The 26,860-nt window shown below is 58.7% G+C and carries 21 protein-coding genes; 7 read left to right on the top strand and 14 right to left on the bottom strand.

Annotation, left to right across the window (positions count from 1 at the left end; translation table 11 throughout):
* Positions 1-41: 41 nt before the first annotated feature.
* Positions 42-2,033 (bottom strand): methyl-accepting chemotaxis protein, encoded by a 1,992-nt coding sequence (locus QOM10_RS15915; protein ID WP_316916472.1) that lies wholly within the window; start codon positions 2,031-2,033, stop codon positions 42-44.
* A 380-nt stretch (positions 2,034-2,413) separates the two neighbouring features.
* On the opposite strand from QOM10_RS15915, the gene QOM10_RS15910 reads away from it, so the two are divergent.
* Complete coding sequence (locus QOM10_RS15910; protein WP_127927954.1) at positions 2,414-2,941, top strand: hypothetical protein; 528 nt, start codon at positions 2,414-2,416, stop codon at positions 2,939-2,941.
* Between the two features lie 60 nt (positions 2,942-3,001).
* On the opposite strand, the gene QOM10_RS15905 is transcribed toward QOM10_RS15910, so the two are convergent.
* From QOM10_RS15905 to QOM10_RS15880, 6 genes are all read right to left on the bottom strand, one after another.
* On the bottom strand, positions 3,002-3,940 hold the full coding sequence (locus tag QOM10_RS15905) for a GNAT family N-acetyltransferase (protein WP_316916471.1): 939 nt from the start codon (positions 3,938-3,940) through the stop codon (positions 3,002-3,004).
* Entirely contained in the window at positions 3,928-5,229 is a 1,302-nt protein-coding gene (locus QOM10_RS15900; protein WP_316916470.1) for a phenylacetate--CoA ligase family protein, read from the bottom strand. The genes QOM10_RS15905 and QOM10_RS15900 overlap by 13 nt, the downstream gene beginning before the upstream one ends.
* Positions 5,230-5,270: 41 nt before the next feature.
* Positions 5,271-7,667, bottom strand: a complete 2,397-nt coding sequence (locus QOM10_RS15895; protein WP_316916469.1) for an acyl-CoA reductase — start codon at positions 7,665-7,667, stop codon at positions 5,271-5,273.
* Between the two features lies 1 nt (position 7,668).
* On the bottom strand, positions 7,669-8,799 hold the full coding sequence (locus QOM10_RS15890) for an acyl-protein synthase (protein WP_316916468.1): 1,131 nt from the start codon (positions 8,797-8,799) through the stop codon (positions 7,669-7,671).
* 12 nt (positions 8,800-8,811) lie between these two features.
* Entirely contained in the window at positions 8,812-10,059 is a 1,248-nt protein-coding gene (locus QOM10_RS15885; protein WP_127927944.1) for an MFS transporter, read from the bottom strand.
* Positions 10,060-10,336: 277 nt separating this feature from the next.
* Positions 10,337-10,477 carry a hypothetical protein gene (locus tag QOM10_RS15880; RefSeq protein ID WP_007918111.1) on the bottom strand — a complete coding sequence of 47 codons (141 nt, stop codon included), beginning with the start codon at positions 10,475-10,477 and terminating at the stop codon, positions 10,337-10,339.
* A 158-nt stretch (positions 10,478-10,635) separates the two neighbouring features.
* On the opposite strand from QOM10_RS15880, the gene QOM10_RS15875 reads away from it, so the two are divergent.
* Complete coding sequence (locus QOM10_RS15875) at positions 10,636-10,824, top strand: hypothetical protein (RefSeq protein ID WP_038363103.1); 189 nt, start codon at positions 10,636-10,638, stop codon at positions 10,822-10,824.
* Positions 10,825-10,842: 18 nt separating this feature from the next.
* Here the strand turns inward: QOM10_RS15875 and QOM10_RS15870 are convergent, their stop codons facing one another.
* Complete coding sequence (locus QOM10_RS15870; RefSeq protein WP_127927942.1) at positions 10,843-11,220, bottom strand: fe2+ zn2+ uptake regulation protein; 378 nt, start codon at positions 11,218-11,220, stop codon at positions 10,843-10,845.
* Positions 11,221-12,756: 1,536 nt separating this feature from the next.
* Between QOM10_RS15870 and QOM10_RS15865 the strand changes: the two genes are divergently transcribed.
* The gene (locus QOM10_RS15865) at positions 12,757-15,102 is read left to right on the top strand and encodes an acylase (RefSeq protein WP_316916467.1); all 2,346 of its coding nucleotides are present in this window, start codon (positions 12,757-12,759) and stop codon (positions 15,100-15,102) included.
* 56 nt (positions 15,103-15,158) lie between these two features.
* On the opposite strand, the gene QOM10_RS15860 is transcribed toward QOM10_RS15865, so the two are convergent.
* Positions 15,159-16,172 carry a FecR family protein gene (locus QOM10_RS15860; RefSeq protein WP_127927936.1) on the bottom strand — a complete coding sequence of 338 codons (1,014 nt, stop codon included), beginning with the start codon at positions 16,170-16,172 and terminating at the stop codon, positions 15,159-15,161.
* Between the two features lie 153 nt (positions 16,173-16,325).
* Here QOM10_RS15860 and QOM10_RS15855 point away from each other — a divergent pair, with 153 nt between their 5' ends.
* A complete protein-coding gene (locus tag QOM10_RS15855; RefSeq protein ID WP_127927934.1) occupies positions 16,326-16,595 on the top strand; it encodes a PepSY domain-containing protein in 270 nt (89 codons plus the stop codon).
* 64 nt (positions 16,596-16,659) lie between these two features.
* Here the strand turns inward: QOM10_RS15855 and QOM10_RS15850 are convergent, their stop codons facing one another.
* The gene (locus QOM10_RS15850; protein ID WP_316916466.1) at positions 16,660-21,510 is read right to left on the bottom strand and encodes a dermonecrotic toxin domain-containing protein; all 4,851 of its coding nucleotides are present in this window, start codon (positions 21,508-21,510) and stop codon (positions 16,660-16,662) included.
* 234 nt (positions 21,511-21,744) lie between these two features.
* On the opposite strand from QOM10_RS15850, the gene QOM10_RS15845 reads away from it, so the two are divergent.
* Positions 21,745-22,785 carry an Ldh family oxidoreductase gene (locus QOM10_RS15845; protein WP_316916465.1) on the top strand — a complete coding sequence of 347 codons (1,041 nt, stop codon included), beginning with the start codon at positions 21,745-21,747 and terminating at the stop codon, positions 22,783-22,785.
* Between the two features lie 199 nt (positions 22,786-22,984).
* On the opposite strand, the gene QOM10_RS15840 is transcribed toward QOM10_RS15845, so the two are convergent.
* Entirely contained in the window at positions 22,985-23,302 is a 318-nt protein-coding gene (locus QOM10_RS15840; protein WP_016982860.1) for a YqjD family protein, read from the bottom strand.
* A 154-nt stretch (positions 23,303-23,456) separates the two neighbouring features.
* Between QOM10_RS15840 and QOM10_RS15835 the strand changes: the two genes are divergently transcribed.
* Entirely contained in the window at positions 23,457-23,711 is a 255-nt protein-coding gene (locus tag QOM10_RS15835; protein WP_007917411.1) for a hypothetical protein, read from the top strand.
* A 4-nt stretch (positions 23,712-23,715) separates the two neighbouring features.
* Here QOM10_RS15835 and QOM10_RS15830 read toward each other — a convergent pair whose 3' ends face one another.
* Entirely contained in the window at positions 23,716-24,624 is a 909-nt protein-coding gene (locus QOM10_RS15830) for a LysR family transcriptional regulator (RefSeq protein WP_316916464.1), read from the bottom strand.
* A gap of 84 nt (positions 24,625-24,708) precedes the next feature.
* On the opposite strand from QOM10_RS15830, the gene QOM10_RS15825 reads away from it, so the two are divergent.
* Positions 24,709-25,632: a carbon-nitrogen hydrolase family protein gene (locus QOM10_RS15825; RefSeq protein ID WP_316916463.1), complete on the top strand. Its 924-nt coding sequence runs from the start codon at positions 24,709-24,711 to the stop codon at positions 25,630-25,632.
* A gap of 134 nt (positions 25,633-25,766) precedes the next feature.
* Here the strand turns inward: QOM10_RS15825 and QOM10_RS15820 are convergent, their stop codons facing one another.
* Both QOM10_RS15820 and QOM10_RS15815 read right to left on the bottom strand, forming a co-directional pair.
* Positions 25,767-26,312 (bottom strand): GNAT family N-acetyltransferase, encoded by a 546-nt coding sequence (locus QOM10_RS15820; RefSeq protein ID WP_150775634.1) that lies wholly within the window; start codon positions 26,310-26,312, stop codon positions 25,767-25,769.
* 53 nt (positions 26,313-26,365) lie between these two features.
* Complete coding sequence (locus QOM10_RS15815; protein WP_316916462.1) at positions 26,366-26,839, bottom strand: LEA type 2 family protein; 474 nt, start codon at positions 26,837-26,839, stop codon at positions 26,366-26,368.
* Positions 26,840-26,860: the final 21 nt, after the last annotated feature.

Here is a 26,860-nt window from a genome sequence, read left to right as displayed (position 1 = left end):
TCCCACAGGGGTTATCGGGTTGGCAGAAATTCCTGCATGAATCAGCGGACTTTGAAACGCCCCATGATCGCGCTCACCCGGCTATTGGCCTCGAGCAACTGGTGGGTGTTGAGCTCGCTGGCTTTGCCGCTCTGCACCAGTTCATCGACCATGTGGCGGATCTGCACCATGCTGCGGTTGATCTCTTCGGTGACGGCGCTTTGCTGCTCGGCGGCGGTGGCGATCTGGGTGCTGAGGCTGTTGATGTGGCTGACCGAGCCGGCCATTTCATCCAGACCCGAGTTGACCCGTGCGGTGGCATCGGCGGCGGACTGGCAACTGGCTTGAGTGTTTTCCATGGCGCTGACCGATGAGCTCACGCCTTGAGTCAGGCGCGTCAACATCTCGTTGATCTCCGAGGTGCTGGCCTGCGTGCGGGCGGCGAGGGCACGAACTTCATCGGCAACCACGGCAAAGCCCCGGCCCTGTTCACCGGCACGTGCCGCTTCGATGGCGGCGTTGAGCGCCAGCAGGTTGGTCTGGCCGGCAATCGCACCGATGACCCCGAGGATCTCGGTGATGCGCTGGGCGTCCTGCTGCATGTTTTCGACTTTATGTGTAGCGCTGGCCACTTCGTCAATCAGCGCCACGACACTGTTGGTCGCTTCGCCTACGACCACGCGCGAGCGGTCGGCGTTTTCATTGGCGCACTGGGTGAACGCGGCGGTTTCGGCGGCATTCTGCGCCACGCTTTCTGCCGTCGAACTCATCTCGGTGATGGCGGTAACGGTCTGATCGGTTTCCGAGGCGTGACGCAGCAGAATCTGGCTGGTGTGCGCCGAGGTGCGTTGCAGGTTGTCGAGGCTCGACGCCATGGCCCCGGTGGCCTGGGTGACTTCGCCGATCATGTTTTGCAGATAGGCGATGAAGGTATTGACCGAATGGCCGATGGCGCCGAGTTCATCTTCGGCACGAATGGTAATGCGTCGGGTCAGGTCGGCATCGCCACTGGACAGCAAGTCGATGTTGGCCTTCAACGCTTTCATGCGCTGCACCAACTGGCGAATCGCGTAGACCTGCAACAGCACCAGCAGGATCACCAGCGGAATCTGCAACAGGCTCAGGGTGCTGAGGACGTCATCACGCTGGGCCGTGAGCATTTTTGTCGGCAGGGCGGTGGCGAGGAACCACGGCGTGCCTTCAATCGGGCGCATGAAGAAGGTGCTGGCATCACCGTTGTTGTCGAACTCGACGCGCTGAGCCTGATCGCGGTTTTGCAGGCCGGCTTTGACCTGGCTGGCAAAGGTTGAAGTGGCGGCCAGTTCGCTGATGTTCTTCAGCACGATCGGGCCACTGATGCGTGAACTGTTACTGATGATCTTGCCGTCGGCTTCAACGATGAGCATTTCGGCGTTGAGGTCTTTTTCCTTGCGCGCCACCAGATCGTTGAAAAAGCCGAGGGTGACGTCGATGGTCGACACGCCCCAGGCACTGCCGTTTTTCTGGATGGCCATGGCGCAGTTGGTGCGTGGCTCGGCACTGGCGTCATCTTTGTATGCGGCCGCCCAGGCACATTGGCCGCGAGGTGTGGCCATACCGCCCTTGTACCAGCTCTGGTCGTAATAGTTGGGGGCAGCGTCGCTGTTCCAGAATGTATTCACCGCCAGTTTGCCCGAGGCATCGCGGTGCCAGAACGTGCTGAATTTGTTGCGCCCAGCCTCACGCTGCCCCGGCAGCGGCCAGATCCCGCCGCCGAACACCTTCAACTCGCCGTACTGATCGACCAGGCCTGGCAACACCGTGTCGATGGCGGCGCTATCGAGCAACGGAATCGTCTGGGTGATGCTGCGCTGTTGCGCCTGCACTTTGTTCAACTCGCCCTGAATCTGCTCGGCCACTTCGGCGATGCGGTTGAGGACCACCTGTTCTTCGGTCTGACGCAGTTTGGGGGCAACCAATTGGCTGATGCCGACCACGGTCAACACCGACAGCAGCAGGATGAACAGAACCAGAAACAGCGTGTAGCGAGCCGAAATAGTACGGAATGCGGGCATGGAGACCGGTCCTTGAGCAGCGTTTCTTATTAGGGGGCAGGGGTAAAACAGTGCGGGTATCCACAGCGTATCGTCGATGTGCCGGGAACCTTTAGGTACTGGCGTCCTAAAAAACACCGGTGCCGATGACTGGTCGGTATCAGACCCGATACAGGTGCTGTGGCTAACGTGCCTGATCGCGAGAAAAAGTCATTTTCGTTGCATTGGCATGACAGCTCTGGGTCAAGGTTTACGGGCTGTTTTGCTTTTGTATCGAGAATGTACAAGAATTGTAAAAATGTGCAGAAAGAGGTTGGTGCCATCAGTTCGCCCGCTGATACTCGCGGCCATTGATGGCATTGCCCACGGAATTTTTATGGTTTTTCACAGGGAGTCTTCTCATGACGATCGGTAACGTTGGCGGCTGGCAGGCCAAGGCAGGACTTCTGGTACGCGACACCGGCGCAAAGAAACAAGTCAGCCAGAGCGTCAAAGTGCAGCAGATGCTCAACATGGTCGGCAACGATCCCAACGCGCTGAACACTGCCGAAATGGACAAGCAGGGTATGCGCAAAGCGATCAAGGGCTTCGATCCGGCGAATGTTTCGGTAAAACAATTGGGTAATCTGAGCGAGATGCTGCGTAGCCGCGGGTTGATCTCCGAGGTCACCTCGTTCACGTTGAAAGCCGCCGGGGACAAGTTCGACCGTTTTGGCGTGACCAAAGACATCGACGCGAAATTCAACGCACTGGAATATTTCGCCACCCAACTCGACGCGATCCAGAACAATGGTCTCAATGGCAATGCCTACGGCAAAAACCTGATTCCCGAGTTCAAGAAAGCGATCTACGTCCTGCAGAACCTGAAGAACTATGGTGATGGCAACGCGCCTAAACCGGTCGATCAGGGCGTCAAGGCCAAGGCGTAAGCTGATCAGTTGTCGCCCGTTCATGGTTTGAACGGGCGATACCGATGGGCCGGCCCTTGCTCAAGACGGCGGCGACGCCTCCTTGGCGTGCGCTGCGATTTGCGATTGCGCCTGATCATGCAAACGCTGCATGTGCGGGCAATGTAACTCCAGCGAGCGCGGGCGATAGCCCCGATGAAACAACGCCAGCCAACCCGCGCAGCGGTCATTCGGGGCAATCCCGGTGAAGGTGAAACCCATCGCCGTCAGGCTCTCCACGGCACAGGCAAATCCGTTTGCAAGTCTTAGCCGAATCGAGAGCAACCAGTGGGCAGGCAGTCGTTGAAGCTGCTTGAGCAGACTGCTGTCGAGTTTTTTCAGCATGACGTCATAGCGCCCGGTACAGGGCTCGACATGGATCTGCGGCCCCACCCAGGGCGGCTCTTTGTCCTGTGTCCCGTATACCCCGCACAAATGCTCCATGAACTTGGCACAGCTTTGCGGCCATGGCAGTGCCGGGAGCGGTCGTCGGTAGCCATCAATCGGCGTGTAGCCGATGACGATGGACTCCGGCAGCGGTTCGCCAAACGGCGAGGGGCAATAGTCGAGCAGCAAGCCGCTGCTGCAGAAACCGAGCCTGTCAGCCATGCGCTGTGTGTAGGGATGCTGCGTCACCTGTTTGATCGTCACGCCATGGCATCCCAGCGCCTGGGCATGGATCAATAGCCGAGAGCCCAACTGCGTGGCGATGTTCTGCCCGCGGGTCGACGGATGGACCACGCTCAATGCCAGTTCCGCCGTGGACGATCCGGGGTTTCTGCATAACGTGGCGTGACCGAGGATTTTTTTGCCGGACTGCGCCACCAGTGAATGCCAGCTCCCATCGCCATGGTTCTGGTTGATCATCAACGGCAAATACACGTGGGGCTGCACGTAGTGATCACCATAGATTTCCCGGAACAGGCGGCTGACAGCTCCGGCGTCGGTGCTTCGATAGCTGCGCAGCGTCAAGTCGTCCATGGGCGTTGCTCCGGGCGTTGGGTGTCGTAGATGCGCAGGTCGACGATTCGTTGCCGCTTGCCGGAGCGCGGATGTCGAGCGAGTTCATCGGTTGTGCAATGGACAACCTGCAGTTCAAGTTGGCCCTCAACGCACAGTTGCGTAATCAGCGGGTAATGCGCGATCAACTCACGGTGCAGCGTTTTTCCGGCGTCAGTGCTTTCGGCGTTGTGTCCGTCGGGCACCCACTTCAGACGCAGGATATCGACGTTTGCCGATTGGCTGATGACCAGTTGCCAGTCGTCGCTGGCGGTGCTGCGCTGGACGATTCTGGTGATGTCCTCGACCAGCAGGGTCAGGCTGCTTACCCGCACGCGCTGACTGCTTGCGCTGCGGCCCAGCAAGGCAAACTTGCGCATGGCCGCCGTGGCCGGCTCTCGCCAACAGGCGAGGTCGCCCACGGGGTAGCGAATCAATGGCATCAGCCGACGGGTGAGGTTGGTGATCAGCAGTCGCCCGCTGCGGTCGCATTCTTCGATCACTTCTCCGGTGTGTTCGTCGACGATTTCCAGCAGGCTGTGGCTGGCCAGCATCCGGTGTTCACCCAAGGCGCAATCGCGGCTTGTGGCGCCGATGAAACCAGCGTCGACACTGGCGTAGCCGATGGAGGCGATCCGCGCGTTGGGAAACACCCGCTGCAATAACTGCAATTGACCGGCGAACAGGCTTTCTCCGCCATAAAGTATGGTCTCGACTTCAACCAGCGTTTGCGCCTGGCGCTCCAGCACGCCGGCGAACGCCAGCAATTGCGCGGGCACACCGGCCAGCACGTTGATCCGGTGCTGATGGATGGAATCTGCCAGCACAAAAGGGTCGACATCACCGGTAAACGGGTACTCGGTGACACCCGCCGTTTCCTGCGCCAGTGCGTCATGGATAAAAATGAAACTGGCATACAGATCGCCAACAAAGAACAGATTTGCCACCCGGTCTCCGGGATTCAATTGATTGCCGAGATGGCTGCCAAAGTCTTTTACAAGTGTCTGCCATTCTTCGCGGGTAAATGCCGAAAGTTTACCGGCGCTGGATGTTCCTCCGGTCTTGAACACCAGTGCGCGCTCAACCGTTGATGTCAGTACGGACCATTGGTCGAAGTTCTGGCTGGTTGCCCAGTAGTGTTGCGGATCGATGACCGGAAGTTCATCCAGTGTGCTGACCTGCGCTGTAACGTGATGCAAATGTCTGGCGTAATACTTTGAATGTTCACGGGCAAAAGCGACCAGCGCGTTTAACTCAAGTGTTGTGTTCATGATGTTGTCCTGGATGATGGCCGCCGTAGGCGATAGTGCTCTTAACGGCGCGCGTCGATGACTGACGGGATTTTTCCGCTGTGTCGGTTTCTGCAGAACTGCTGCGGCTCGCAGGTTTGCGCTTCAACCGTGAGCAGTCCGGTGCGCTGCAGAACGGCCAGCGTCGAGTAGTTCAGCAGTCGGCCGAGGATGTCGGCAGGCTCGCCGGAGCTGCGAATCAGCAAGCGCTCCAGACCATCAGGGGCGTGGTCGAGGTGCAACTGAAACGGTGCTTGCAGGTGCCCGGCGAGTTCATTCAGGCAAATGAAATCGGTGCCGATGCGCAACAGTCGGCCGTGCCGTTGCAGCAGTTCGAAGCGCGGCGAATTCAGTCCGCATGCGCAGGCGCCGGACAGCCATCGACCGGTATCGCCGACTTCATAACGTTGCACCCGTTGGCCCTCGCGTGCTTTCGAGGTGAACAGCAAGCGGCCAATTTCATTGTCGGCGACCGCAACGTCCTCCTCCAGGGCAACGATTTCCAGATGCTGGATGGTGTCCATCAGATGAAACACACCATCGCCGGTGGCGACGCAGGCATGCCCGAATGGCCCCGCATCGACACTGCCGTACACCGCCGAGCGAATGCTGGAGACGCCGCAGCGTTGCAATAGCTCACGACACTGATCACTGATGTGTTCACCACCGAGAAACACTTTTTCAATCGCGCCATAACGGCTCAGACGCTGCTGTTCGTTGAGGAACAAGCGATGCAGGGTGCTGGGCATGCCGATCAATACAGTCACACGCTGCTCGATGATTACTTGTGCAATATCGCTGTAGTCATCATCGGCGGGGGCGCCCATGGGCAGGTGGGTGGCGCCCAGCAGTTCGAGGACTTTGGCAAAACTGAAAAAGCCGCCATACAAACCGCCACTGAAAAACAGGTTTATCACCTTGTCGCGGGCCGGATCGAGCCCCGCCGCGAACAACCCATCGGCTGTCGCCTGCATTTGCCGTTGAAAATCGTGGTAACTGAATCCCGACAACGCCGGTGTGCCGCTGCTGCCGCCGGAGCGGAAAAACAGCTGCGCCGCCGCTGTCGTCGGTCGTGCGATAAACGCTTCTTTGTCGGTGATCGGCACGTTCGTCGGGGGCAGCGCACAAGGTGTTGGATCAAGGGTCATGTGGCTGGGCAGTTGCGTCGCCGCGACGCTCACCGACACACGGCGGCTCAGGCGTTGCAGCGCGTAAACGCCGTCGTGGGGTTCGCCGTCATAGCCGTCATGGATCGCCTCGATCGGTGCAATTCGGCTGACGCCCGCCGCAATCAGTGTCCGCGACAGTTCTGCGATCTGTGCCTCGCTGCACACCAACGCACAGCTCTGCAACACGTTGCGCCAAGGCAGCAGGGTTTGCGACAGGCGCTCGCGTGGCAGCGGTTTGAGCAGCAGCGTGCGAAACAGCGGCGAGGGCGCGAGCATCTCATTGTGGCTCCAGACAACGCGCCAGCCCGGCGCACTCCAGACCTGCGCCGTGACTCCGGAAAAACTCCTGCTCAAACGCGTCATCATGCCGTGGCTGCTGATTTCGCTGGCTTCCTGCACGGTCGGGACCAGCGCCGGCCAGTGCTCGGCACGCCGCTCGAACGCTTTGGCCAATGCGCAGCCGATGTCCTCAAGAACGATGGGATCATCGCTGTCGACCAATAGCCACTGCGGGCTGGAGCAGGCCTGTTGATCCAGTCGACATACCTCATCGACGATCGCCTCCAGTGCCTGCGGCGAGGCTGCGTCCGGCGTCAGATAGGCAAAACTGATGCGGTGCCCCCAGTCAATCCAGCGACAACCGGGTGGCAGCTGTTGGCGGATCGCTTGCAGCGCCGCTTCGCCACCCCACGCCGATACGCCGTTGGCCATTTTGCACAAGCGACCGATCTGCTCTGTTGCCACCGGCAGCACGGCGACGTGATAGCGCAGCTGATCGCTGGGGTCGCACTGCACTAACGCGTGCAGCACACGCGCCGTCAAACCATGGTCGCTGCGGCTGGGACGCAGCCAATTGATGTTGCCGGCCAAGAGGCTTTCGATCATCGCGCAGCACGCCAGCAGTGGCGCGTTTGCCGGTGTGACATGGACCACCAGACCCAGCGGACTCCAGCGTTCGAAGTGCGATTGCCGATAATCGAGACGCCGCAGGGTTGCGGCTTGATCGCCCAATTCTCTTTCAAGCTTGGTTTGCAGAGTGCGAGGCTGGCAGAAGTCGATCAGCGCCTGGCGTTGCGCGTCATCCAGCGGCAACTCGGCGCTGCGCAGATGTTGGGCAAAGTTGGCGGTTGCGGTCAGTACGGTGGCGCTGTCCAGCGGCGTGTTCAGGTGTTGCGGCAAGGTCTGATGCAGCAGTGCCAGTGCATTGTCGAGGTCGACGTCCGCGTGCAGTTCTCCGTTGATCAGGTACATGTCAGTGACTCCCCAGTAATTGCGCTGCGGCCATCGCGCAGCTTCTGCCGGCAGTGGTGCCCGCGCGGCCATGCAGTTCGAACCAGTCACAGGCAAGGCCACAGCCACAACTTGCGCCGGGGTGCAGCGTTGCCAGATCGCTCATCACTACCGCGTGCGCCGGGCTGGATGAAATGTAGGGTGAGACGAATCCCAGCAAGCCTTGCTGGCCGTAGGGCTGCACGGAGAAATCCAGCGGATTGCGCACGTACGCTTTGGCGTAAACCGGAACGTGAAAATGATGGTGGGCACATTCGATGTAAGGCACCGCGTGCTCGACCGCACCGTAACCGTCTCGACAGCGCGCTGTCGGGATGCCGAGTTGCCGGGAGATGCGCCCGTACAGTTGAAGTTTGGGGATTTCCTCGCTGGTGCGGGTTTTCCAGCCGCCGCCAAAAAACACCAGCGAATCGTCCGGCAGTTTCAACTCAGGCACGCCGTTAGCCTGCATATGCTGCAAGGTCTGCCAAAGGAATGCCGGGAAGCCGAAAATGCGCACCGGCAAGCCTTCTTCGGCGAACGATTGCAGGGCCGCGATGACCCCGAACAGATCGAACTGGTGGCTGTCACCGGTGCAGCGCAAGGCGTAGGCGACGCGATTGACCGGGGCAAACCGGCAGAGGAACTGGTCGGTGTATGACGTCCCCAGCGTGATGGCGCCCTGCGGCTCATAGCTCAGCAGCAGGTAGTTGCACGGCGTATCGGCGGAGTTCCAGCCGTAATGGCTAAAGATTCGTTCGACCATGAATTGCGCGCCGGACAGACTGCGCGGGTCATAACGCATGCGACTTTTCTGCCCACTGGTGCCGGACGATGTCAGTTCCAGGGCGTTCTCCCCGGTCGGGCTGAGCAACAGTTGCTGTTTGAAAAAATTGGCCAGAATCGGTGGCAGTTTTGACCAGTCTTGCAGGGCGTCGAGCTCTTCCACGCCGAGACCGTTGGCATTCAGCCAATGGGCGTAACCGGGAGTGTGCTGGCAATGGTATTGACTGATCTCGGTCATGGCCCGATCGAACAGGCCCGCAGGCACCGAGTCCGGGCAATAGGGGTTTGGCAACGCGCAGAGCGCATCGCTGGCGGGAAACTGATTCATTTCAATATTCCTTTATTGAGCGGCGGTGGAATCGGCGTGTAAGCCTTTTAATAATCCCTGCACCAACGGCAGGCTCAACAGGCCGCTGAACGCGGCGAAGAGCGCGAAGAGTTCGAGGCGTGCGCCACCGCCGAGGGCAGCAATCAGCAAACCGCCGACACCCATCACGGCAATCGAAATCATGCCGACCAGCGCCGAGACCAGGCCTTTGCTGTCATCGCTGGTAAATAACGCCAGCCGATAGAGTGCGGCATTGCTCATGCCCAGGCCGACGGCGTACAGCGCCAGGCTGGCGACCACCGGGCCCAGGCCAGCGCCAGACAGCGCGCTGCCGATCAGCGCCAGCAGCCCCAGACAAAAAGGCCAGAGCGCCAAGCGGATCAGCTGGGGCAAAGAGTGAGTCGCGAGCAAGCGGTCGAGGATCAGGTTGCCGGCGATCACTGCAGAAAAAACCGGAATCTGCCACAAGCCATATTCAACCGGCGACAGCCCGAGCAACTGCATCAGCAGCAACGGTGACAGGCCGATCCAGGCAATCAATGGCAAGCTCATCAGCCCGAGCGCGAGGCTGGCAGCGAGGAATCGGCCATTGCCGAACAAGACGCGGTAGCGCTGGCAGGTCTGGCGCCAGGAAAAACGCACCGCGGGTTGCAGCTGTCCATCGCGGCGCGTAACCCCGACCGTTTCCGGCATGTAGACGAACAGTCCCAGCCAGACCAGCGACGCTACAAGGCCCAGGCCCAGGAACAGTTCGCGCCAGGACAACCATTGCAACAACAGAATGCCCAGCAGCGGCCCCACCAACGGTGACAGCAGGGCGATGTTGCCGAGCAGCGCCATCAAGCGCACCGCATCGGCCTCGCAGAAGACCTCTTGAAGGGCCGGGTAACTGACCGCGACCACAAAACCCAAGCCCATGCCTTGCAGCAGTCTCAGTAGATTGAAGGCTTCAATACTCTTCGTGAAAAACGCAGCGGCGCAGGCCATTGCGAACAATGCGCAACCGCTCAGCAATACCCGCCGTCGCCCCCATTGATCGGACAATGGCCCGATCAGCCATTGCAGGCAGATACCGCCAATCAGATAAAGGTTGAAGGCGTTGGGAACATGCCGCACATCGGCCTGAAGATCAGTTGTCACGCTCAGCATGGCCGGCATGATCAAGTCGCTGGCCATATACGTCAGAAGTTCAAAAGCGCTTAGCGCAAAACAAAATCCGAGCACTTGTCGCGGCCCGATTTGTATCAGTGTTCTCTGCATAAACGTCCCTGTTAGTGAGTGAAAGGAAAGTTGCCAGAGACTAGTTGCAGGGGCTTGCATGACCTATTTTTTTGCTGCGACATTAGATTTCAAATGCTTGCAACTTGTTTTGTGGGTTCCGAGTTGCCGCTAAGCGCTAGTTACGACAGCGTGGCAGACCCGGCGGCAAAAACAGAAAAGCCCGCAACGGGGCGGGCTTTGTTTGAAGTTGATCGGACTTGTTGATTTCCTGCCGCCATCTGCTTATCGGCAAGCGGGCAGGGCGAACAATCCTGTTCTATCGATGTTGGTAGTAGCCGGGGCCACCCTGGTAGTAACGGTGGTGATCGTCATGCCAGCCACCGTGGGGGAAGATGATGCAGCCACTCAGGGTCAGCAGGGCAAGAACGGGAATCAGCCAGGTGATTCGACGCAGCATTTTGAAAGTTCCTCATGGTTACGCCGTCATGAAGCCAAAACTCTTCATCGGCTGTAACATGAGACCCCGATTGCCACGATGCATCCCCGTAGAACGGTAAGTGCATGGCATGCAAGCGGATACAAAGCAGATACATTTCAACGTTTCAGGAAGCCGCAATGACCCACAAGCAACGCTTGATTTATTCGATTCTGATTGCCGTTTCGGTGCTGGCGATCATGCTTGGCCTGTCCTGGCTGCAAAACGCCGGAATGATTTCGGAGAAGACATTCCAGTTCGTCGCCATCGGTGTAGCGGTGATCGTGGTGGTGATCAACGGCGTGATGCGCCGCAAGGTCAAGCCTTGACGGCGTTTGCCGCACGCTTCAATCGTTGTTGAGGACGGCCGCAGCCTGTGGATGCAGGCTGTAGCTCTTGTCATCATTGAAGGTGATCACACCTTCGGCGCACAGCCGTTTGAGCACTTCGCGCACACTGAGAAAGGACAGCGGAATATCCAGATCCAGCAATTGGCTGTGGACACCGCGCACGCCCAGACGTCGCTCGCTTTGTGCGGCAACCAGCAGGGCGTCGATGACTTTCAGACGAATCAGGCTGGTGCGCAGGCCGAAACTTTTCAGCAGCAGCCGGATGCGTTCGTTGCCGTGACGCTCGACGCGTTGCCCGAAATCGCTCGCGTGGGGGCTCATGGAAACTCCTTTGGGTGCCTGGCTACCGTCCGTTGGTAGTTGCGAGTTGTACATGCGATTACTCCTTTTCAGAGCCTGATCGGGATGGTTTTTTTGCGCTCTCTAAGACAAGACGTATCAGCACGACAAATCATGAAAGAAAAGATGTAGAAAATTTGTCGGGGGTTTGTCTTTTTCTTGTGATTGTGGCTTGAAGTTGCGTTGGGCTTGGCGGCCTTTGGGCCGACCATGCTCTGGGGGGTTGGGTGTATATCCGTTGCTTCGGGGGTTGCGGCTGGCGGTTCCGCTCTTACAGCGGGTCACTTTTTCAGACGCCAAAAAGTAACCAAAAGGCTGGGCCCCGGCGTTCGGCCCTCGCCGTGGCTCGGGTTCCTTCATTCCGGGATCTATCCGGGGGCATCGCCTACGGTTTGCTTCGCTGCACCTCCTCTCGATGTGTTCGACTTCGTCGAACGGTCGCTGTGCTCCCACCCCCGGATAAATCCCTCCACTCAGCCTGCCGAAGGGGCCGGCAGATCAAAAGCTGCAGCCGAGCTAACGCTCATCCTGTTGAGTGGTTAGGAGCGGGTGAGGGGCTTTTGATCTGGTTCATTGAGTTCAACTTGGTATTTCAGGTCGGCGTAGCTCTGGCAATCACCTCGATCAGTTCTCTCTCCCTCCGGGAGAGGGCTAGGGTGAGGGGCTTTTGATCTGGTTCATTGAGTTCAACTTGGTATTTCAGGTCGGCGTAGCTCTGGCAGTCACCTCGATCAGTTCCCTCTCCCTCCGGGAGAGGGCTAGGGTGAGGGGCTTTTGATCTGGTTCATTGAGTTCAACTCGGTATTTCAGGTCGGCGTAGTTCTGGCAATCACCTCGATCAGTTCCCTCTCCCTCCGGGAGAGGGCTAGGGTGAGGGGCTTTTGATCTGGTTCATTGAGTTCAACTGGGTATTTCAGGTCGGCGTAGCTCTGGCAGTCACCTCGATCAGTGCCCTCTCCCTCCGGGAGAGGGCTAGGGTGAGGGGCTTTTGATCTGGTTCATTGAGTTCAACTCGGTATTTCAGGTCGGCGTAGCTCTGGCAATCACCTCGATCAGTTCCCTCTCCCTCCGGGAGAGGGCTAGGGTGAGGGGCTTTTGATCTGGTTCATTGAGTTCAACTTGGTATTTCAGGTCGGCGTAGCTCTGGCAGTCACCTCGATCAGTGCCCTCTCCCTCTGGGAGAGGGCTAGGGTGAGGGGCTTTTGATCTGGTTCATTGAGTTCAACTGGGTATTTCAGGTCGGCGTAGCTCTGGCAGTCACCTCGATCAGTGCCCTCTCCCTCCGGGAGAGGGCTAGGGTGAGGGGCTTTTGATCTGGTTCATTGAGTTCAACTCGGTATTTCAGGTCGGCGTAGCTCTGGCAATCACCTCGATCAGTTCCCTCTCCCTTTGGGAGAGGGCTAGGGTGAGGGGCTTTTGATTTTGCGTTTGGGGGATCGTTTGGAGGGTCTAAATTTTTTTCTTTGACTTCGTTTCTTCGACAGGCTCATTGCGCGTGGACGCGTGGGTGTTTCCAGGGCGGGTCCGTGTTAGCGCCGGATGCGCTCTTTGGCATGTCGATCAGGAGCGAGCGTGATTATTTCCAGACAGTTAACCGGACTGACCTTGGCCGGCGTGGTTTTTGGGCTGAGTTGTTCGGCTCATGCGTTCAGCCCGGCCACGGATATCAGCGCCGATATTCGCCGTACTGCTTTTGGCGTGCCGCATATTCGTGCGCAGGACGAGCGTGGGCTTGGGTTCGGTATCGGTTATGCCTATGCGCAGGACAATCTGTGCCTGTTGGCCAACGAGATTGTGACGGTCAATGGCCAGCGTTCCCGTTACTTCGGCCCGGATCAGTTCACCGTCGAGCAGCGCGAAAACCGGGTCAGCGATGTGTTCTTTACCTGGCTCAATACGCCTGAAGCGGTCAAGGCATTCTGGCAGGCGCAACCTGCGCAGGTGCGTGATCTGGTCGAAGGCTATACCGCCGGTTACAACCGTTATCTGGCCGAGCGTCGCCAGCAAGGTTTGCCGCAACAGTGTCAGGGTGAGTGGGTGCGTGAGATCGCACCGGAAGATCTGGTGAAGCTGACCCGCCGTCTGTTGGTCGAGGGCGGCGTTGGGCAGTTTGCCGAGGCTTTGGCCGGCGCCACGCCGCCGCAAGCGACAGCCGGGATCGAACACGACGTGCAGGCTTATCAGTTGGCCGATGCGCGTCAGCAGCGCTTTGCACTTGATCGAGGCAGTAACGCTGTCGCGGTGGGCAGTGAGCGCTCGTTCAACGGGCGCGGGATGTTGCTGGCCAACCCGCATTTTCCTTGGGTTGGCGGTATGCGCTTCTATCAGATGCACCTGACCATTCCGGGCAAACTCGATGTCATGGGGGCAGCGTTGCCAGGCTTGCCGATGATCAATATCGGCTTCAATCAGCATCTGGCCTGGACGCACACGGTCGATTCGTCGAAACACTTCACGTTGTATCGGCTGCAACTCGATCCGAAGGATTCCACACGCTATCTGCTCGATGGCAAATCTCTGCCGTTGAACAAACAGACCGTCACCGTGCAGGTGAAACAGGCTGACGGGCAAGTGGTGCCGGTTTCGCGGGATATCTACAGCTCGCAGTTCGGGCCGATTGTGCAATGGCCGGGCAAGCTCGACTGGGACAATCAGTTCGCCTACAGCCTGCGCGATGCCAACCTCGACAATGATCGGGTGCTGAATCAGTGGTACGCGATGAATCAGGCGTCCACGCTTCAGGAGCTGCAGGATTCGGTGCACAAGATTCAGGGTATTCCGTGGGTCAACACCCTGGCCGTCGATGACAAAGGCCAGACGCTGTATATGAACTTGTCAGTAGTGCCGAACGTCAACGCCGAGAAACTGGCCAAGTGCAGTGATCCGCGTATCGGCACAAAAATGATCGTGCTGGACGGCTCCAACAGTGCCTGCGCGTGGGACATTGACCCACAAGCTGCGCAGAAGGGCATTTATGCCTCCAGCCAATTACCGCAACTGCTGCGCAAGGACTTCGTCCAGCACTCCAACGATTCGGCGTGGCTGGCCAACCCGGCGCAACCGCTCACCGGTTTCTCGCCACTGATCAGTCAGGACGGCCAGCCGCTGGGCTTGCGCTCGCGGTTTGCGCTGGATCGTTTGGGCACGCTGAGCAAGAAAGGTCCGCTGGCGGTGAAGGATCTGCAACAAATGGTGATGGACGATCAGGTGTACCTGGCGACTCAGGTGATCCCGGATCTGCTGAAGTTCTGTGCCTCAGACCTTGGCACCGACGCGCTGGCGCTTAAGCCGGTTTGCGTCAGCCTCAAGGCATGGGATGGCCGCGCCAATCTCGATTCAGGCCTGGGCCTGGTGCATTTCCAGACCATCATGCAGGCGCTGCAGGCTTCTCCGGACGTCTGGCGCGTGGCGTTCGATCCTGAAGATGCGCAACACACGCCACGTGGACTGGCGGTCGAGCAGCCGGCGGTGGCCAAGGCGCTGCGTGAAGCCATGTTGGCGTCGGTCGAGTTGAGCCAGAAAATGGGTTTGAAGCCGCAAACCCGCTGGGGTGACATCCAGGTGGTCAGCAGTGGCGGGAAACAGACGCCGATTCACGGCGGCCCGGGTACGCTGGGAATTTACAACGCCATTCAGAGCGTGCCGCGTGAAGACGGCAAACTTGAAGTGGTCAGCGGTACCAGCTACCTGCAAGTCGTGACCTTCGATGAGAAGGGCCCGCACGCCCAAGGGCTGCTGGCGTTCTCGCTGTCGAGCGATCCGGCGTCGAAGTATTCGCGGGATCAGACCGAGGCGTTCTCGAAGAAACAGTGGAGTGTGCTGCCGTTTACCGAGCAGCAGATTCAGGCTGACCCGCAATACCAGGTGCAGACTGTTCGCGAGGCGTTGGACAAGGCGGGGAAAGTCGCCGCTCAGTAAGCCCGAGCATTAATGGCATCAAGCCTGAAGGCCGCATCCTGCAAAGGGTGCGGCCTTCAGCTTTTTGGCGGTTGTTGCGGTATCGAGTTGATCACCGGGTTACCTTCCTTGTTACGGCTCAGGTAGACCGGCAGTACCTTGGGCAGGCTGTTGGCCAGGTTGTTCAGCTCTTTGATGTTGTAGATGCCACCGACACGAATCGAACCGGTACTGTTGTCAGCCAGTTCCAAAGGATTGTTCAGATAGCGATTGATCAGTGGCAGGGCCTCGCTCAGCGCCAGGTTGTCCAGCACCAGTTTGCCGTTGCGCCAGGCCAGTGACGTGTCACCGGAGTAGGTCTGGCTGATCTGCGGTATGTAGTCGCCGTTTTTGTAGCGCGCCTGCATCGATGGGCCGAGGCGCAGGCCATCGCCCGGCAATGAGCGATCGCTGGTGACCAGCACGGAGCCTTCGATCAGGTTCACGCGCACTTGATCCTGATACATCCAGACATTGAAACGCGTGCCCGTGACGCGAATTTTGCCTTCGCCTGCACGGACGACAAACGGGTGGGACATGTCGTGGCTGACCGTAAAGAACGCCTCGCCTTTTTTCAGGGTAACGCGGCGTTCGTCCTTGTAGTTGCTGAAGGTCAGATCGGTGTTGAGGTTCAGTTCGAGTTGGCTGCCATCGCCCAACGTCACCTGCCGGACATTATCGGTGGCGGTAAAATGCTCATAACTGTCGGGCAGCCAGCCCAGGTTCCAGCCGGTGTAGGCTGCCAATGGCAGAGCAAGCGCACACACGCCTGCTGCTACAGCAAACTGGCGCCACGAGCGCGAAGGCTGCTGCACTGGCCCGTGCGCCGGGAGGGCGGTGGCCGATGCGGGGCGTGGCAAATGTTCGGCCACGTCCCAGATTTCCAGCATGGCTTCATATTCGAACGCGTGCAGCGGATGGGCGTCGTGCCATTGCTTGAATGCGCGACGATCTTCATCGGTGCAGTCGGCGGCGTGCACACGCATGCACCAATGCGCGGCGGCATCGGTGATCGCATCGTATTCGGCTTCCGAGAGAGTGTCTTGGGTCATTGACTCGTCCTGATTTCGCACATTCTAACCTTGTCGGGAAGTTACCGAGAACATTCGTCATGGCAATTGCCCATCAAAGTGGAACTTATTTTTCGCTCCGGCACCCAAAAAAACAGGATGCAAACGACTACTATCCATAAATGGAGTGAAAAAATGATCAAAAAGACAATAGCAGCGCTAATTGCCACTGCCGGCTTGCTGAGCGCAGGCGCAGCGCTGGCCGATCGGCCGGGCGCAGGCTGGATCACCATCGAAAAAGCCATCGAGATCGTCAAGACCAAGGCCGGTTATGTCGAGGTCTATGAGATCGAAGCCGACAACAATGGCTATTGGAAAGGCGAAGGGCGCAAGGCTGACGGTGTTGTCTACGAGTTCCGCATCGACGGCGCTTCAGGCAATGTATTGCGGGATCAGAAGGATTAACCACCCTGGTTACGCGTTGTAAAACATACGCCGGCTGCAAGCCGGCGTATGTCTGTTGCGGTTGTTACGGCAATGCTGGCGAGGATCCTGTCTGGCTTGAGCCTGGCGCCGGTAAAGGTATCGGGGCCGGAGGAGGGTCCAGCACCCTGCCCAGTTCGCTGATGAACAGTGCGATCGAGTCAGCGTTGGCCATTTTCACCTCGATGCGTGCGTCGGCAGAGACTGGATCGCGGAAGGCTTTACGTGCATCTGCAAGGTTTCTGGTTTTGGTCAGTTTGAGAATTTTTTTGTAATCTTCGGCCCGTGCTGGTACCTGGTCCATGTCTACCCACACCCCATTCTTGCTCTTCTCCGCAAACAAGCGCGTAGGCGCAGCAGAGCGGGACAAGGATTTGCGCTCACGCTCCAGACCCGCTTGGAGAGCCGCTCCTTCAGCGGTTGTCGTGTTTATAAGGTCAGGGTATGGACTCATCGCCTCCACGAAGTCGAAGTCTTCGGCATCGCAAACCAAATGAGAAAGCTCGTGGATCAGCGTGACCGCGCGAGCATGGGAGTCAACATTGAATCTGGGAGGCAGGAAAGCGGTGTAGGGATCCAGGCGCGGATTAAAGAAAAGCTCGGTCAGGTGGACTATCTTTCGCCGGTCTTGTTTGAAGACAAATGCAACCGTATCGTCGCCATAACGCGCATTCAAACCAGCGAAAAAGCGCTCCGTATAGAGCAGATCATCTGCTGGGTCCGTCAGCTCGCGGCAGATGGGGATTATCACCTGTTCTACTTTTCTGAGCAGCGTGGGCGTGACTTGTAACACGTCGAAAAAATTTCTGAGTACGGCTTCAACGCGAGTGCCGCCCAGATTGTCGCGATGTATGACGAAGTTATGCAGACAATTCAGCGCGTATTCTCTTGCCCGAGCGACAGCTTGCTGGATCACGAAGGCTCTGGCCGGATAGCGCCGATTGATTTGTGCCATCCCTTGAGCCTGGATATACATGAGTATCGAACGGCTGCGTTCAACGTCAGCTTGCACACGGTTGCGTTTGGATCGACAGCGATGAACCGGCTGACCCGCGGGTGCCAGTACCAGCCTTGAGTTTTTCTGTTCAAGGGTTGGTCCTTGTCCGCCGTCTTTCTTGCTCAAATACCAGACCTTTTCATCCTTGACCACCGGGTAGACCTTGCCAGCGATCGCCGCAAACTTTTGCGTGCTCGACGAACTGCCATAGACAAGTTTATTGGTTTCAAGCTTGAAGTTTTCCAGCGCTGTGGTGGTTTCAAAGGGCTGCAGATTAACGCGGGAGGGCGTAGCTGGTGGGACTTTCGACCAGAGCGGCGGGGCCGTGGCTGCCGCGTTTGCGTCGCTAGCCTGCGCCCGGACAGCAAATTCGGCCGTTTCACTTTCCGCCGCTGTTTCCCAGGAAAAACGACCCAGACTGAACAGGGAAATCGCCCCCGAGATAAAGCTTTTCAAGGCATTTGCCCAATGATGTTGCTGAAGCTCCTCGGCAGACTCTTTGAAATCCTCGTAGCTTTTCCAAAGAAAAAACAGGGAAGCGAGTTTCCCCGGCAAAACGTGCGGAACCAGACGGACACCGTGACTGAATAGAAACTTTGCCGCTTCCCAGTCCGCTTGCGCATTGATCTGCGATTGGCAACCGAGTAATTGCGGCAAAAGGCTGAGCGTATCCTTGTGCAGCCGCTCCAGCACATTGCCGGAGATGGGCGTACTTTGCAGTTTGATTTCACTGGTTTTGCCAATCGTCGTTTTCAGCAGGTTTTTGAACGCGGACTGCTCGCCGGCGGGCAGGCGCCGGATGATCAGGTCCTGGAAATGTCCCGGTGTATTCAATGCATCGATCAACTGCGCTTCATTCTCGAACTCACGAAAAACGTATTTGGAGTAGGGGGCATACAGCACCTGTGGCCCTGTCTGCCCCGCGCCGGGCCCGATGAGATAAAGCCCGAGGGTATCGACCAGGTCAGCCCCCGTGGTCTTGATCAATGACAGTGGACTGGCAATGGCGTGAGCGCCCTCTACCGTTGCACGCGCCACTCCGTCCGGCATGTCCAGGACCTGACAAATGAAGTCGTAGCCGGTTTCTGACAACTGTTGCTGCAACTTCATCGCGTGCGCATGCTGCATCAACTGCCAGGGCAACTGACGTAAAAACCGCTCTTTGCTGGTGCGCGCAGACTCACTGTCAGCTGACAGCGCCTCGCTCACTTCCTGCGTGTAGGTGGTGCTGATATCGAGGGATTGCAGCAGTTGGCGGACGGCGGACTGATTGAGTTTTGCCGGCAACCCTGCGGTGGTATTCGAGGCAACCTTGAACCCGGTGCCCTGCACAATGTTGTAGTGGTGCAGAGCAAATTCGAGCAGGTTGCAGGCAGGACCGGCCAGCGTCAGATTCGGCGTGATGCGGATGTCTTGTGGCTTGAGGCCGTTGTTCGGAAATCTGCTGTCGAGCAGCGTTTTCAAAGTCTGCTCGACGTGGCTGTCCAACGCGGGCACACCCTCGAGAAAATCCTTGCCATCGATAAAGCAGCGGCGCAACTCATCCAGCAGTGCGAGCTGGGTACGCTGTTCCGCGACCGGGGCCATGCGCAGCCAATCGGGGAAATCCAGATGACGGGCAACAGTCCTGGCAAGCTCAACGGCCCGGCGCAGATTGGTCTCGATGACCTTGTTTTTCAGTTTGTCGAGAAAACCGGCGAGTGAGTCCTCATCCTTTATGCAAACGCGTAACGCCTCGCAATGGTCCAGATAGTGGTCAATGGCCGATTGCATACGGTCGTTCAACACGTTGCCCTCAATCAATTGAAAGGTGCCAAGCGTGTATTGCTGATCCAGCCGATGTTGCGTCTTCGGCAGGTTTTCCAGCAGCGTCTGGCTCTGGTTGTTGTCGTTCAGGCGCTGTTGCAATTGTTTTTGCGCAATCGCTATGTTGTCGAACGATTCCAGGCCGATGGCGGGCGTCCACAAGATGGCGCGCCCGGAGTGCGCTACGTCCATGCCTCCGCGCTCGGTCAGCAACACACAGTGAGCGAGTGACAGCACGCCACTTCGGCCCTCGCAAGTGAGGTTGAGCGCCCACGCATCCGGCCGGAAACCGTTGAGTGACTGGCGGTCCATGCGTGTTGCGTGTTTTGCGTCGAATACGGTATCGACGATTTTTCGTTCCGCTGCAGGCCAGGAGTCGCCGAGATTTCTCATGTGCGCTTCACCGCGCACTCCATCCTCAAAAGCCTGCGCCAGTTTCCATCGAATGCCTTCGAGAAAGACCCGTTGTTCAGCGCTGCTCGCGGTCGGCTGGCCCTTGAAGTTGTCGGTGAGATTTTCCAGTGTTCGTTCTAACGTTGTCGCCAGTTGCGCAGCTTTGTCGGCCTGGACCAATGACGAGGGCGGTGCGCTGGAGAACAGCGGGCGGGTGCTCCAGCGCTCATTGACGTCTAGCCTGACCAGGCGCTCGTGAATCATCGAACGGATATCCAGCGCCTTATCGAAAAATGCATGAATGTCAGTACGGCGTTCGCTTTGGCGAAACAGCTGCAAGGCGAATTCAACGCTCTGGCGTTGCTTGGTGATAATCGCCTCCATCAGTGTTGCCATGATATCGCCGGCTATGTTTTCGCCGGACACCTGAGCATTGGCGAAGCCCAGGTAGCGATTGCGCTCCTCCAGGTTCATGAGCCCGTACAGCTCGTCTTCATGTCCGGCGGCATTGAGTTTGGCGATCAGCGTTTGGCGCAGGTCGGCGTAGTCGGTGAGTACTTGCACGCCTTGGGTGGGGGTGTAGAGATAAGCCTTGTCATGGTTGATCATCAGCGATCCAGCCAACTCGACATAGGTGGTTTCTTCGCCCAGGCATACCGTTTCGAAGGTCGGACGCCGCACGGCGCTGTCCGGCTCACGTATCAAGCTGTGAAGGGCTTCGAATTCCTTCGCCTCGAGGATGTCGGTTTCGCGCTTGAGCAGTAAGTCTGCACGTGCTTGATCGAGCAACGTCCGGCTGAAGAATGTGCGTCTGGGGGAACCTTCAAAAGCGGCGGCATTCCAGTAAACCTCGAGCTGTCGAAACAACAGCATGGTCAGCTTTCCCGAGGCGGACTTGATTGCATCCGCCCATATTGCCTGGTCAGCATCTGTGCCGGAGCGAGCCGGATTGGAAAATTCGGCTGTCTGACCATGCGGCCAGCCCTGGCGGCGGAAGTGCAGCAGCAGTGCCTCACTCAGCGACAGCGAATCGACCCACTGCCGTACATCCCCGGAGAGGGGCGCGGTGTCGGCGAAAAAACTGACGCGGGTGCGTGACTGTTGCAGACCCGCGAAGTGAGGTTCGAGCAGTTCGTCGAGAATCTTTTCCAGCAGGGTGGTGAGCGAAGGCAGACGTTTGAGCTCATCCAGCAGGTCGCGCGTGGACAAATCCTGTGACGTGTTGATCGCCGCTTTTTGATCCTCGAACACGTCTCCTTCGATCGTTTCAAGGGTCAGACTGATTCCGCGTTTTTCCACCAGTTCCTTGCGCTGCGAGACGCTGAGGAACGCCAATAGATCATCCTGTTCGTCAGCGTTGTCGAGGCGCGTCTGCAACGCTTCGAGCAGCGCTTGCTGATCGCTGTATTTCTTCAGGCCGTCATAGGGGGTGTAGAGGAACACACCGCCATCATCCGGCCCGGTGCCGAGAGTAAAACTCCCGGCCAGCGGCACCGCCAATTGCGTGTCGGCGTTAAGCAGAATGCGCTCGGCCAACATCGGCGGGGTTTGTTCACTGCGCAACGTGTGAGTCGCGAGTTCCACATGCGCAAGCCAGCTGAAATCTTTGCTGTTGAGACCCTGCGCGGTAGCCAGGTCAGCGTGCTGGCCGGGAGCTTTGAGAACATCCGGAAACAGGAGTGGAGCAAGGGGCGTAGACATCATCGAGACTCGGAGCGGAGGCGTTGGGGCCGGGGAGCGCAAGAATAGAGACGTGACTGGGCGCACTGGCGGTAAATAGTTACCGCACGCACCGAGTCGAAATGTGCCAGGACAGCGATGCCAGTCATGGCTGAGCAATCGAAAGGTTGACAGCCGGCAGCTGAGCCATGGTTAATCGGTGAGCTAGTCGTCCATACGCTGTTGTTCCCTCCAATAATCATTCTGGAGCTTCAGATGTCTGCGCCACACGATCATGTGTCCTCTGCTGTCTCGTCCTCGTTGTCTCTCGAAGCGCTGACGCAACTGCTTGAAACGATTTTTCTGCGCCACGGCACCTCCGCTGAAGTCGCGCAAGTGCTGGCCGCCAATTGCGCCGGCGCCGAGCGCGATGGTGCCCACAGCCACGGGGTTTTCCGCATTCCCGGTTATGTCTCGACCCTGGCCAGCGGCTGGGTCAACGGGCACGCCGTGCCGCAAGTCGAAGATGTTGCCTCGGGATTTGTCCGTGTCGATGCCGGTAACGGTTTCGCTCAGCCGGCATTGGCCGCCGCTCGGCCGCTGCTGGTGGAAAAGGCGCGGCACGCCGGGATCGCCGTGCTGGCGATTCGCAACTCTCATCACTTCGCCGCACTGTGGCCGGATGTCGAGCCTTTCGCTGACGAAGGTCTGGTGGCGCTCAGCGTGGTCAACAGCATGACCTGCGTGGTGCCCCACGGCGCCGACCGGCCGCTGTTCGGCACCAACCCGATTGCCTTCGCCGCGCCACGGGCCGGCGCCGCACCGATCGTCTTCGATCTGGCCACCAGCGCGATTGCCCATGGCGACGTGCAGATTGCTGCGCGCAAAGGCGAACGGCTGCCGGCCGGGATGGGCGTGGACAGCCTCGGTCAGCCGACTCAGGATCCCAAAGCGATTCTTGAGGGCGGGGCGCTGTTGCCGTTCGGTGGCCATAAAGGTTCGGCGCTGTCGATGATGGTCGAGCTGCTGGCTGCAGCATTGACGGGAGGCAATTTTTCCTTCGAGTTCGATTGGTCCAATCATCCCGGGGCGAAAACGCCGTGGACCGGACAGTTGTTGATCGTCATCGACCCGAGCAAGGCCGCCGGGCAGGGTTTTGCCGAACGCAGTGGTGAACTGGTGCGGCAGATGCACAGCGTCGGGCTCAAGCGTTTGCCGGGGGATCGTCGGCATTGGCAACGCAGTAAATCGTTGGCTGAGGGCATTGTGCTGGAGGCGCAGACATTGGCGCAGTTGCGCGAGTTGGCGGGGGTGTGAGCAAAGAGCAAAGGCCCCTCACCCTAGCCCTCTCCCGGAGGGAGAGGGGACTGACCGGGGTGAATGGGAGATGTGCGCCGACGTGAGAGATCGAGCTGAACTCGGGTTTTGAATGCCCAGATCTGGTTCAAAACCGGCAAAAACATGCAGGCATAAAAAGGCGAACCCAGTGGGTTCGCCTTTTTAGTATGCGTTTGACTCAGCGACGGCCGAGCAACAAGCCGACCACCAGACCGAAACCGGCGGAGATCGCCACGGTCTGCCATGGATGACCGCCGATGTAGCTTTCGGTGGCATCGACTGCCGGTTTGGTGCGGTCACGTACGCTCGATACCGAGTCCAGTGCCTGCTGCAGTTTCAAGGCGATTTGTCCGCGCAGCGTTTCCGCTTCTTCGCCGACCAGTGAGGCGCTGCTCTTGAGCAGTTTGTCCGACTCTTCGATCAGAGCCTGAAGTTCGCTGAAGGCCTGATCCTTGATTTGATCTTCGGCGGCTTGCACGGCGGATTTGCGGGCCATTGGGTGACTCCTTGCAGTTGAATGGACAGTGATCAATGGAGTGTGGCGCTGAGCAAAAAGTTGCACTGAATTTAGGCCAGAAAGAAAAACCTGCGCGGGAGATTTCCGTCGAGCGTGTAAGATGTCGCCATTTTATGCAGCAGGATAATTCCCGATGAGTTTCAATCTGGCCGACAAATCACTCGCAGAGCGCGCCGCGCTGGAGGACGAGAAGTCCCGTCTGTTCGAACTCTGGCAAAACAACCTCGGCAAGGCCAAAGGCGAAGCCGCGCGTTTGTTCGGCGAGCGTGGCAAGCGCAAGGGCAAGTGGGCCGAGTGGGTCCGCGCCGAACTGGACGGCATGTCGCCGCCGGAGTTCGCCAACATGGTGCGCAGTGAAGTCAATCGACTGATGGCCGCCAACAAGTAATGCCTCAGGTGAAGGTCGCGGCAATCACCTCGCGAACCTTGACCACCACCGGATCGATCTGCGCGCTGGTGCGCCAGCCCAGTTCGATCGGATAACGCGGCAATTTCAGCGGGCAGGGCAGCAGCGCCAGGCCGCTGAGTGCTGCGATGCTCTCGGCGGCATGCGCCGGAATCGTCGCCACCGCCCGACTGCCCTTGAGCAGATACGGCAGCGCGGCGAAATGCGTGGTCGAGGCGCACACCCGTCGGCTCAGGCCCAGCGCCGCCAGACCTTCATCGGTAATCCCGATAAAACCGCCGGACGACACCAGAATGTGCTCGCGGGTGACGAACTCCTCAAGATCGATCTGCTGCTGGCCGGGCGCCAGGCTCGCCGGATCGACCAGGCACGCATAGCCACCTTCGCCCAACACCTGACGACTGAGCAAACGTTCGGCAAAACCACCGGCGGTGATCGCCAGGTCGATGCTGCGCTCCATCAGGGCGCTGGCGACAATCTGGCTGTGGGTCTGACGAAAGATCAGTCGAAGTTTTGGTGCGCTGCGAGCAATCTCCTCGATCAGGCGCCGACCGTAGGCAATCTCGAAGTCATCGGACAGCCCTACGGTGACCGAGCGGCCGTCGTATTGATTGGTCGCCGGGTCGACCATCGCCAGACTTTGCCGGCACTTGTTCAGCGCTTCGCTGACCACCGGTTTCAGTTGATTGGCTTTGAGCGTCGGTGCCAGTCCGCGCCCGGTGCGCACGAACAATTGATCGCCGTAGACCTCGCGCAACCGGCGCAGCGCCGCACTGACCGCCGATTGTGTGACGCCCAGACGCAGCGCTGCCCGGCTGGCGCTGGATTCTTCATGCAGGGCTTCAAAGACTTTCAGCAGATTGAGGTCGATCGTGGCGATATTCATTTGGCTCATATCATTCAGCAGTGAACGGGGCTTTATTCATGATCGCGTGGCGCCGCAGAATCGGCAACCACTGAACCTGACGGAGTTATCGCGATGGCCAAATCAATTGTTGCTGCGCTGCAAATCGGCGCCTTGCCCGAGGGCAAAAACGCCACCCTGGAACAGATTCTGAGTTGGGAAGGCGCGATCATCGAATCCGGCGCGGGGCTGGTGGTGATGCCGGAAGCGCTGCTGGGCGGCTATCCGAAAGGTGAAGGGTTCGGCACGCAACTGGGTTATCGCCTGCCAGAAGGGCGCGAAGCCTATGCCCGATACTTCGCCAACGCGATCGATGTGCCGGGCGCCGAAACGGAAGCGCTGGCGGCACTGTCGGCACGAACCGGGGCGAACCTGGTAATCGGTGTGATTGAACGTGCTGGCAGCACGTTGTATTGCACGGCGCTGTATTTCGATCCGCAGGCAGGGCTCGTCGGCAAACACCGCAAGCTGATGCCCACCGGCACCGAGCGGCTGATTTGGGGCAAGGGTGATGGCTCGACGTTGCCGGTGTTCGACACGCAGGTCGGCAAGCTTGGCGCGGTGGTGTGCTGGGAAAACATGATGCCGCTGCTGCGCACCGCGATGTACGCCAAAGGCATCGAAGTCTGGTGCGCACCAACCGTCGATGAGCGCGAGATGTGGCAAGTCAGCATGCGCCACATCGCCCATGAAGGCCGCTGCTTTGTGGTCAGTGCGTGTCAGGTGCAAGCTTCGCCTCAGGCGTTGGGCGTTGAAATTGCCAATTGGCCGGCGGAACGTCCGCTGATTGCTGGCGGCAGCGTGATTGTCGGGCCGATGGGCGATGTGCTGGCGGGGCCGTTGCGCGGCGAGGCGGGGTTGCTGACCGCTGAAATCGACACCGATGAACTGGTGCGCGCGCGGTATGACTACGATGTGGTCGGCCACTATGCGCGGCCGGATGTGTTTGAGCTGTCTGTGGATGAACGGGCCAAGCCCGGGGTGCGATTCAACACATAACCCACGGGCTGACACAAAACCTGTAGGAGTGAGCCTGCTCGCGATAGCAATCTGTCAGTTAACGATTATGGTGTCTGGCAGACCGCTATCGCGAGCAGGCTCACTCCTACAATGGATCGGTAGGTGTCTGGAAGTCAGTGGCGCTGCTGCCATTCTTCCCGGGTGATTTCCCACAGCTCCCTAGGAAAACGCCCACCGACGAAATCGCCTTCATCGGTTCGGATCAAGCGCATCCCCGCGCGCTCCGAGAGCTTGCGCGAGCCAATGTTCGGCGCCGCTTTCGGCACGCGCATCACTGGGCGTTGCAGAACGTTGAACCAGTAATCGGTCACCACCGCGCAGGCTTCCGTCATCAAACCCTGACCTTGCCACGCCGGTGCCAGCCAGAAGCCGCGGTGGTTGTCCGCTTGATCCATCAGGCTGATTTTGCCGATCAACAATTCCGGTGCCGATTTCAGGCGAATCGTCCACGGCCATTCCTTGCCCGCCGCAACCGCCGGCAAGGCAACGTCGCGCAGATAGGCGAGGGCACCGTCCTCCGGATACGGCCATGGCACGGCTGCGTTCAGATAACGCACCACGTCCCAATGCGGAAATTCGCGCTGCACGGCTTCGGCATCGGCCAGTTGCAATGGGCGCAGGATCAGTCGTTCGGTGTACAGCGTCGGTATGTCTTCCATAAACCTGCAGCCTCCATAAGTGTCTTTAAGGAACGAGGCAGGCTAGCGCATTTTTACCAGGTTGTGGCACTGGCCTTGGGCAGGCTGAGCTTGCCGCTGTCGACAAAACGCATGGTGCCAAACAGACCGCCGGCAAGCTTGCCGCGCAGCACATAGGGCAGGTTATCGAGGGTTTGCGTCTGACTCAGGCCCAGCGTCTGGCGCAGCACCGAGAATGCCGAGATGCTGACCGGCACGCTGACGATAGTTTCGGAAAAGCGTGGGATTGAACCGCTCTGATCGCTGACACCCGAGGCCAGTGAATGGCCGTTGACCTCAAGATCCAAAGCGATGCCGTTGTAGTCGATGGCCGTTTCATTAGGGTTTTGCACGCGAATCTTGATGGCGAAACGCACTTCCAGATCCTGACTTGGCAACGGCTCCAGGCCGACCACGTTGATGTTCACCGGGTCTCGGTTGGGGAACAGCGCACAGGCGCTGAGGGACAGCAGAAGCAGTGACAGAATGACGGCTTGGAAACGGCGCATAAACGGTCTCTCAACAAAAAA

This window comes from Pseudomonas sp. P108, from assembly GCF_032613195.1.
In the GTDB taxonomy this organism is placed as follows: Bacteria; Pseudomonadota; Gammaproteobacteria; order Pseudomonadales; family Pseudomonadaceae; genus Aquipseudomonas.
The sequence above is the reverse complement of the archived record's forward strand: the minus strand, read 5'-3'. Positions and strand labels throughout refer to the sequence as shown.

What these genes read in the sequence shown, in the direction of transcription:
- QOM10_RS15915 (WP_316916472.1), bottom strand. Translation starts at nt 2,033, where the DNA reads ATGCCCGCATTCCGTACTATTTCGGCTCGCTACACGCTGTTTCTGGTT.
- QOM10_RS15910 (WP_127927954.1), top strand. Translation starts at nt 2,414, where the DNA reads ATGACGATCGGTAACGTTGGCGGCTGGCAGGCCAAGGCAGGACTTCTG.
- QOM10_RS15905 (WP_316916471.1), bottom strand. Translation starts at nt 3,940, where the DNA reads ATGGACGACTTGACGCTGCGCAGCTATCGAAGCACCGACGCCGGAGCT.
- QOM10_RS15900 (WP_316916470.1), bottom strand. Translation starts at nt 5,229, where the DNA reads ATGAACACAACACTTGAGTTAAACGCGCTGGTCGCTTTTGCCCGTGAA.
- QOM10_RS15895 (WP_316916469.1), bottom strand. Translation starts at nt 7,667, where the DNA reads ATGTACCTGATCAACGGAGAACTGCACGCGGACGTCGACCTCGACAAT.
- QOM10_RS15890 (WP_316916468.1), bottom strand. Translation starts at nt 8,799, where the DNA reads ATGAATCAGTTTCCCGCCAGCGATGCGCTCTGCGCGTTGCCAAACCCC.
- QOM10_RS15885 (WP_127927944.1), bottom strand. Translation starts at nt 10,059, where the DNA reads ATGCAGAGAACACTGATACAAATCGGGCCGCGACAAGTGCTCGGATTT.
- QOM10_RS15880 (WP_007918111.1), bottom strand. Translation starts at nt 10,477, where the DNA reads ATGCTGCGTCGAATCACCTGGCTGATTCCCGTTCTTGCCCTGCTGACC.
- QOM10_RS15875 (WP_038363103.1), top strand. Translation starts at nt 10,636, where the DNA reads ATGACCCACAAGCAACGCTTGATTTATTCGATTCTGATTGCCGTTTCG.
- QOM10_RS15870 (WP_127927942.1), bottom strand. Translation starts at nt 11,220, where the DNA reads ATGTACAACTCGCAACTACCAACGGACGGTAGCCAGGCACCCAAAGGA.
- QOM10_RS15860 (WP_127927936.1), bottom strand. Translation starts at nt 16,172, where the DNA reads ATGACCCAAGACACTCTCTCGGAAGCCGAATACGATGCGATCACCGAT.
- QOM10_RS15855 (WP_127927934.1), top strand. Translation starts at nt 16,326, where the DNA reads ATGATCAAAAAGACAATAGCAGCGCTAATTGCCACTGCCGGCTTGCTG.
- QOM10_RS15850 (WP_316916466.1), bottom strand. Translation starts at nt 21,510, where the DNA reads ATGTCTACGCCCCTTGCTCCACTCCTGTTTCCGGATGTTCTCAAAGCT.
- QOM10_RS15845 (WP_316916465.1), top strand. Translation starts at nt 21,745, where the DNA reads ATGTCTGCGCCACACGATCATGTGTCCTCTGCTGTCTCGTCCTCGTTG.
- QOM10_RS15840 (WP_016982860.1), bottom strand. Translation starts at nt 23,302, where the DNA reads ATGGCCCGCAAATCCGCCGTGCAAGCCGCCGAAGATCAAATCAAGGAT.
- QOM10_RS15835 (WP_007917411.1), top strand. Translation starts at nt 23,457, where the DNA reads ATGAGTTTCAATCTGGCCGACAAATCACTCGCAGAGCGCGCCGCGCTG.
- QOM10_RS15830 (WP_316916464.1), bottom strand. Translation starts at nt 24,624, where the DNA reads ATGAGCCAAATGAATATCGCCACGATCGACCTCAATCTGCTGAAAGTC.
- QOM10_RS15825 (WP_316916463.1), top strand. Translation starts at nt 24,709, where the DNA reads ATGGCCAAATCAATTGTTGCTGCGCTGCAAATCGGCGCCTTGCCCGAG.
- QOM10_RS15820 (WP_150775634.1), bottom strand. Translation starts at nt 26,312, where the DNA reads ATGGAAGACATACCGACGCTGTACACCGAACGACTGATCCTGCGCCCA.
- QOM10_RS15815 (WP_316916462.1), bottom strand. Translation starts at nt 26,839, where the DNA reads ATGCGCCGTTTCCAAGCCGTCATTCTGTCACTGCTTCTGCTGTCCCTC.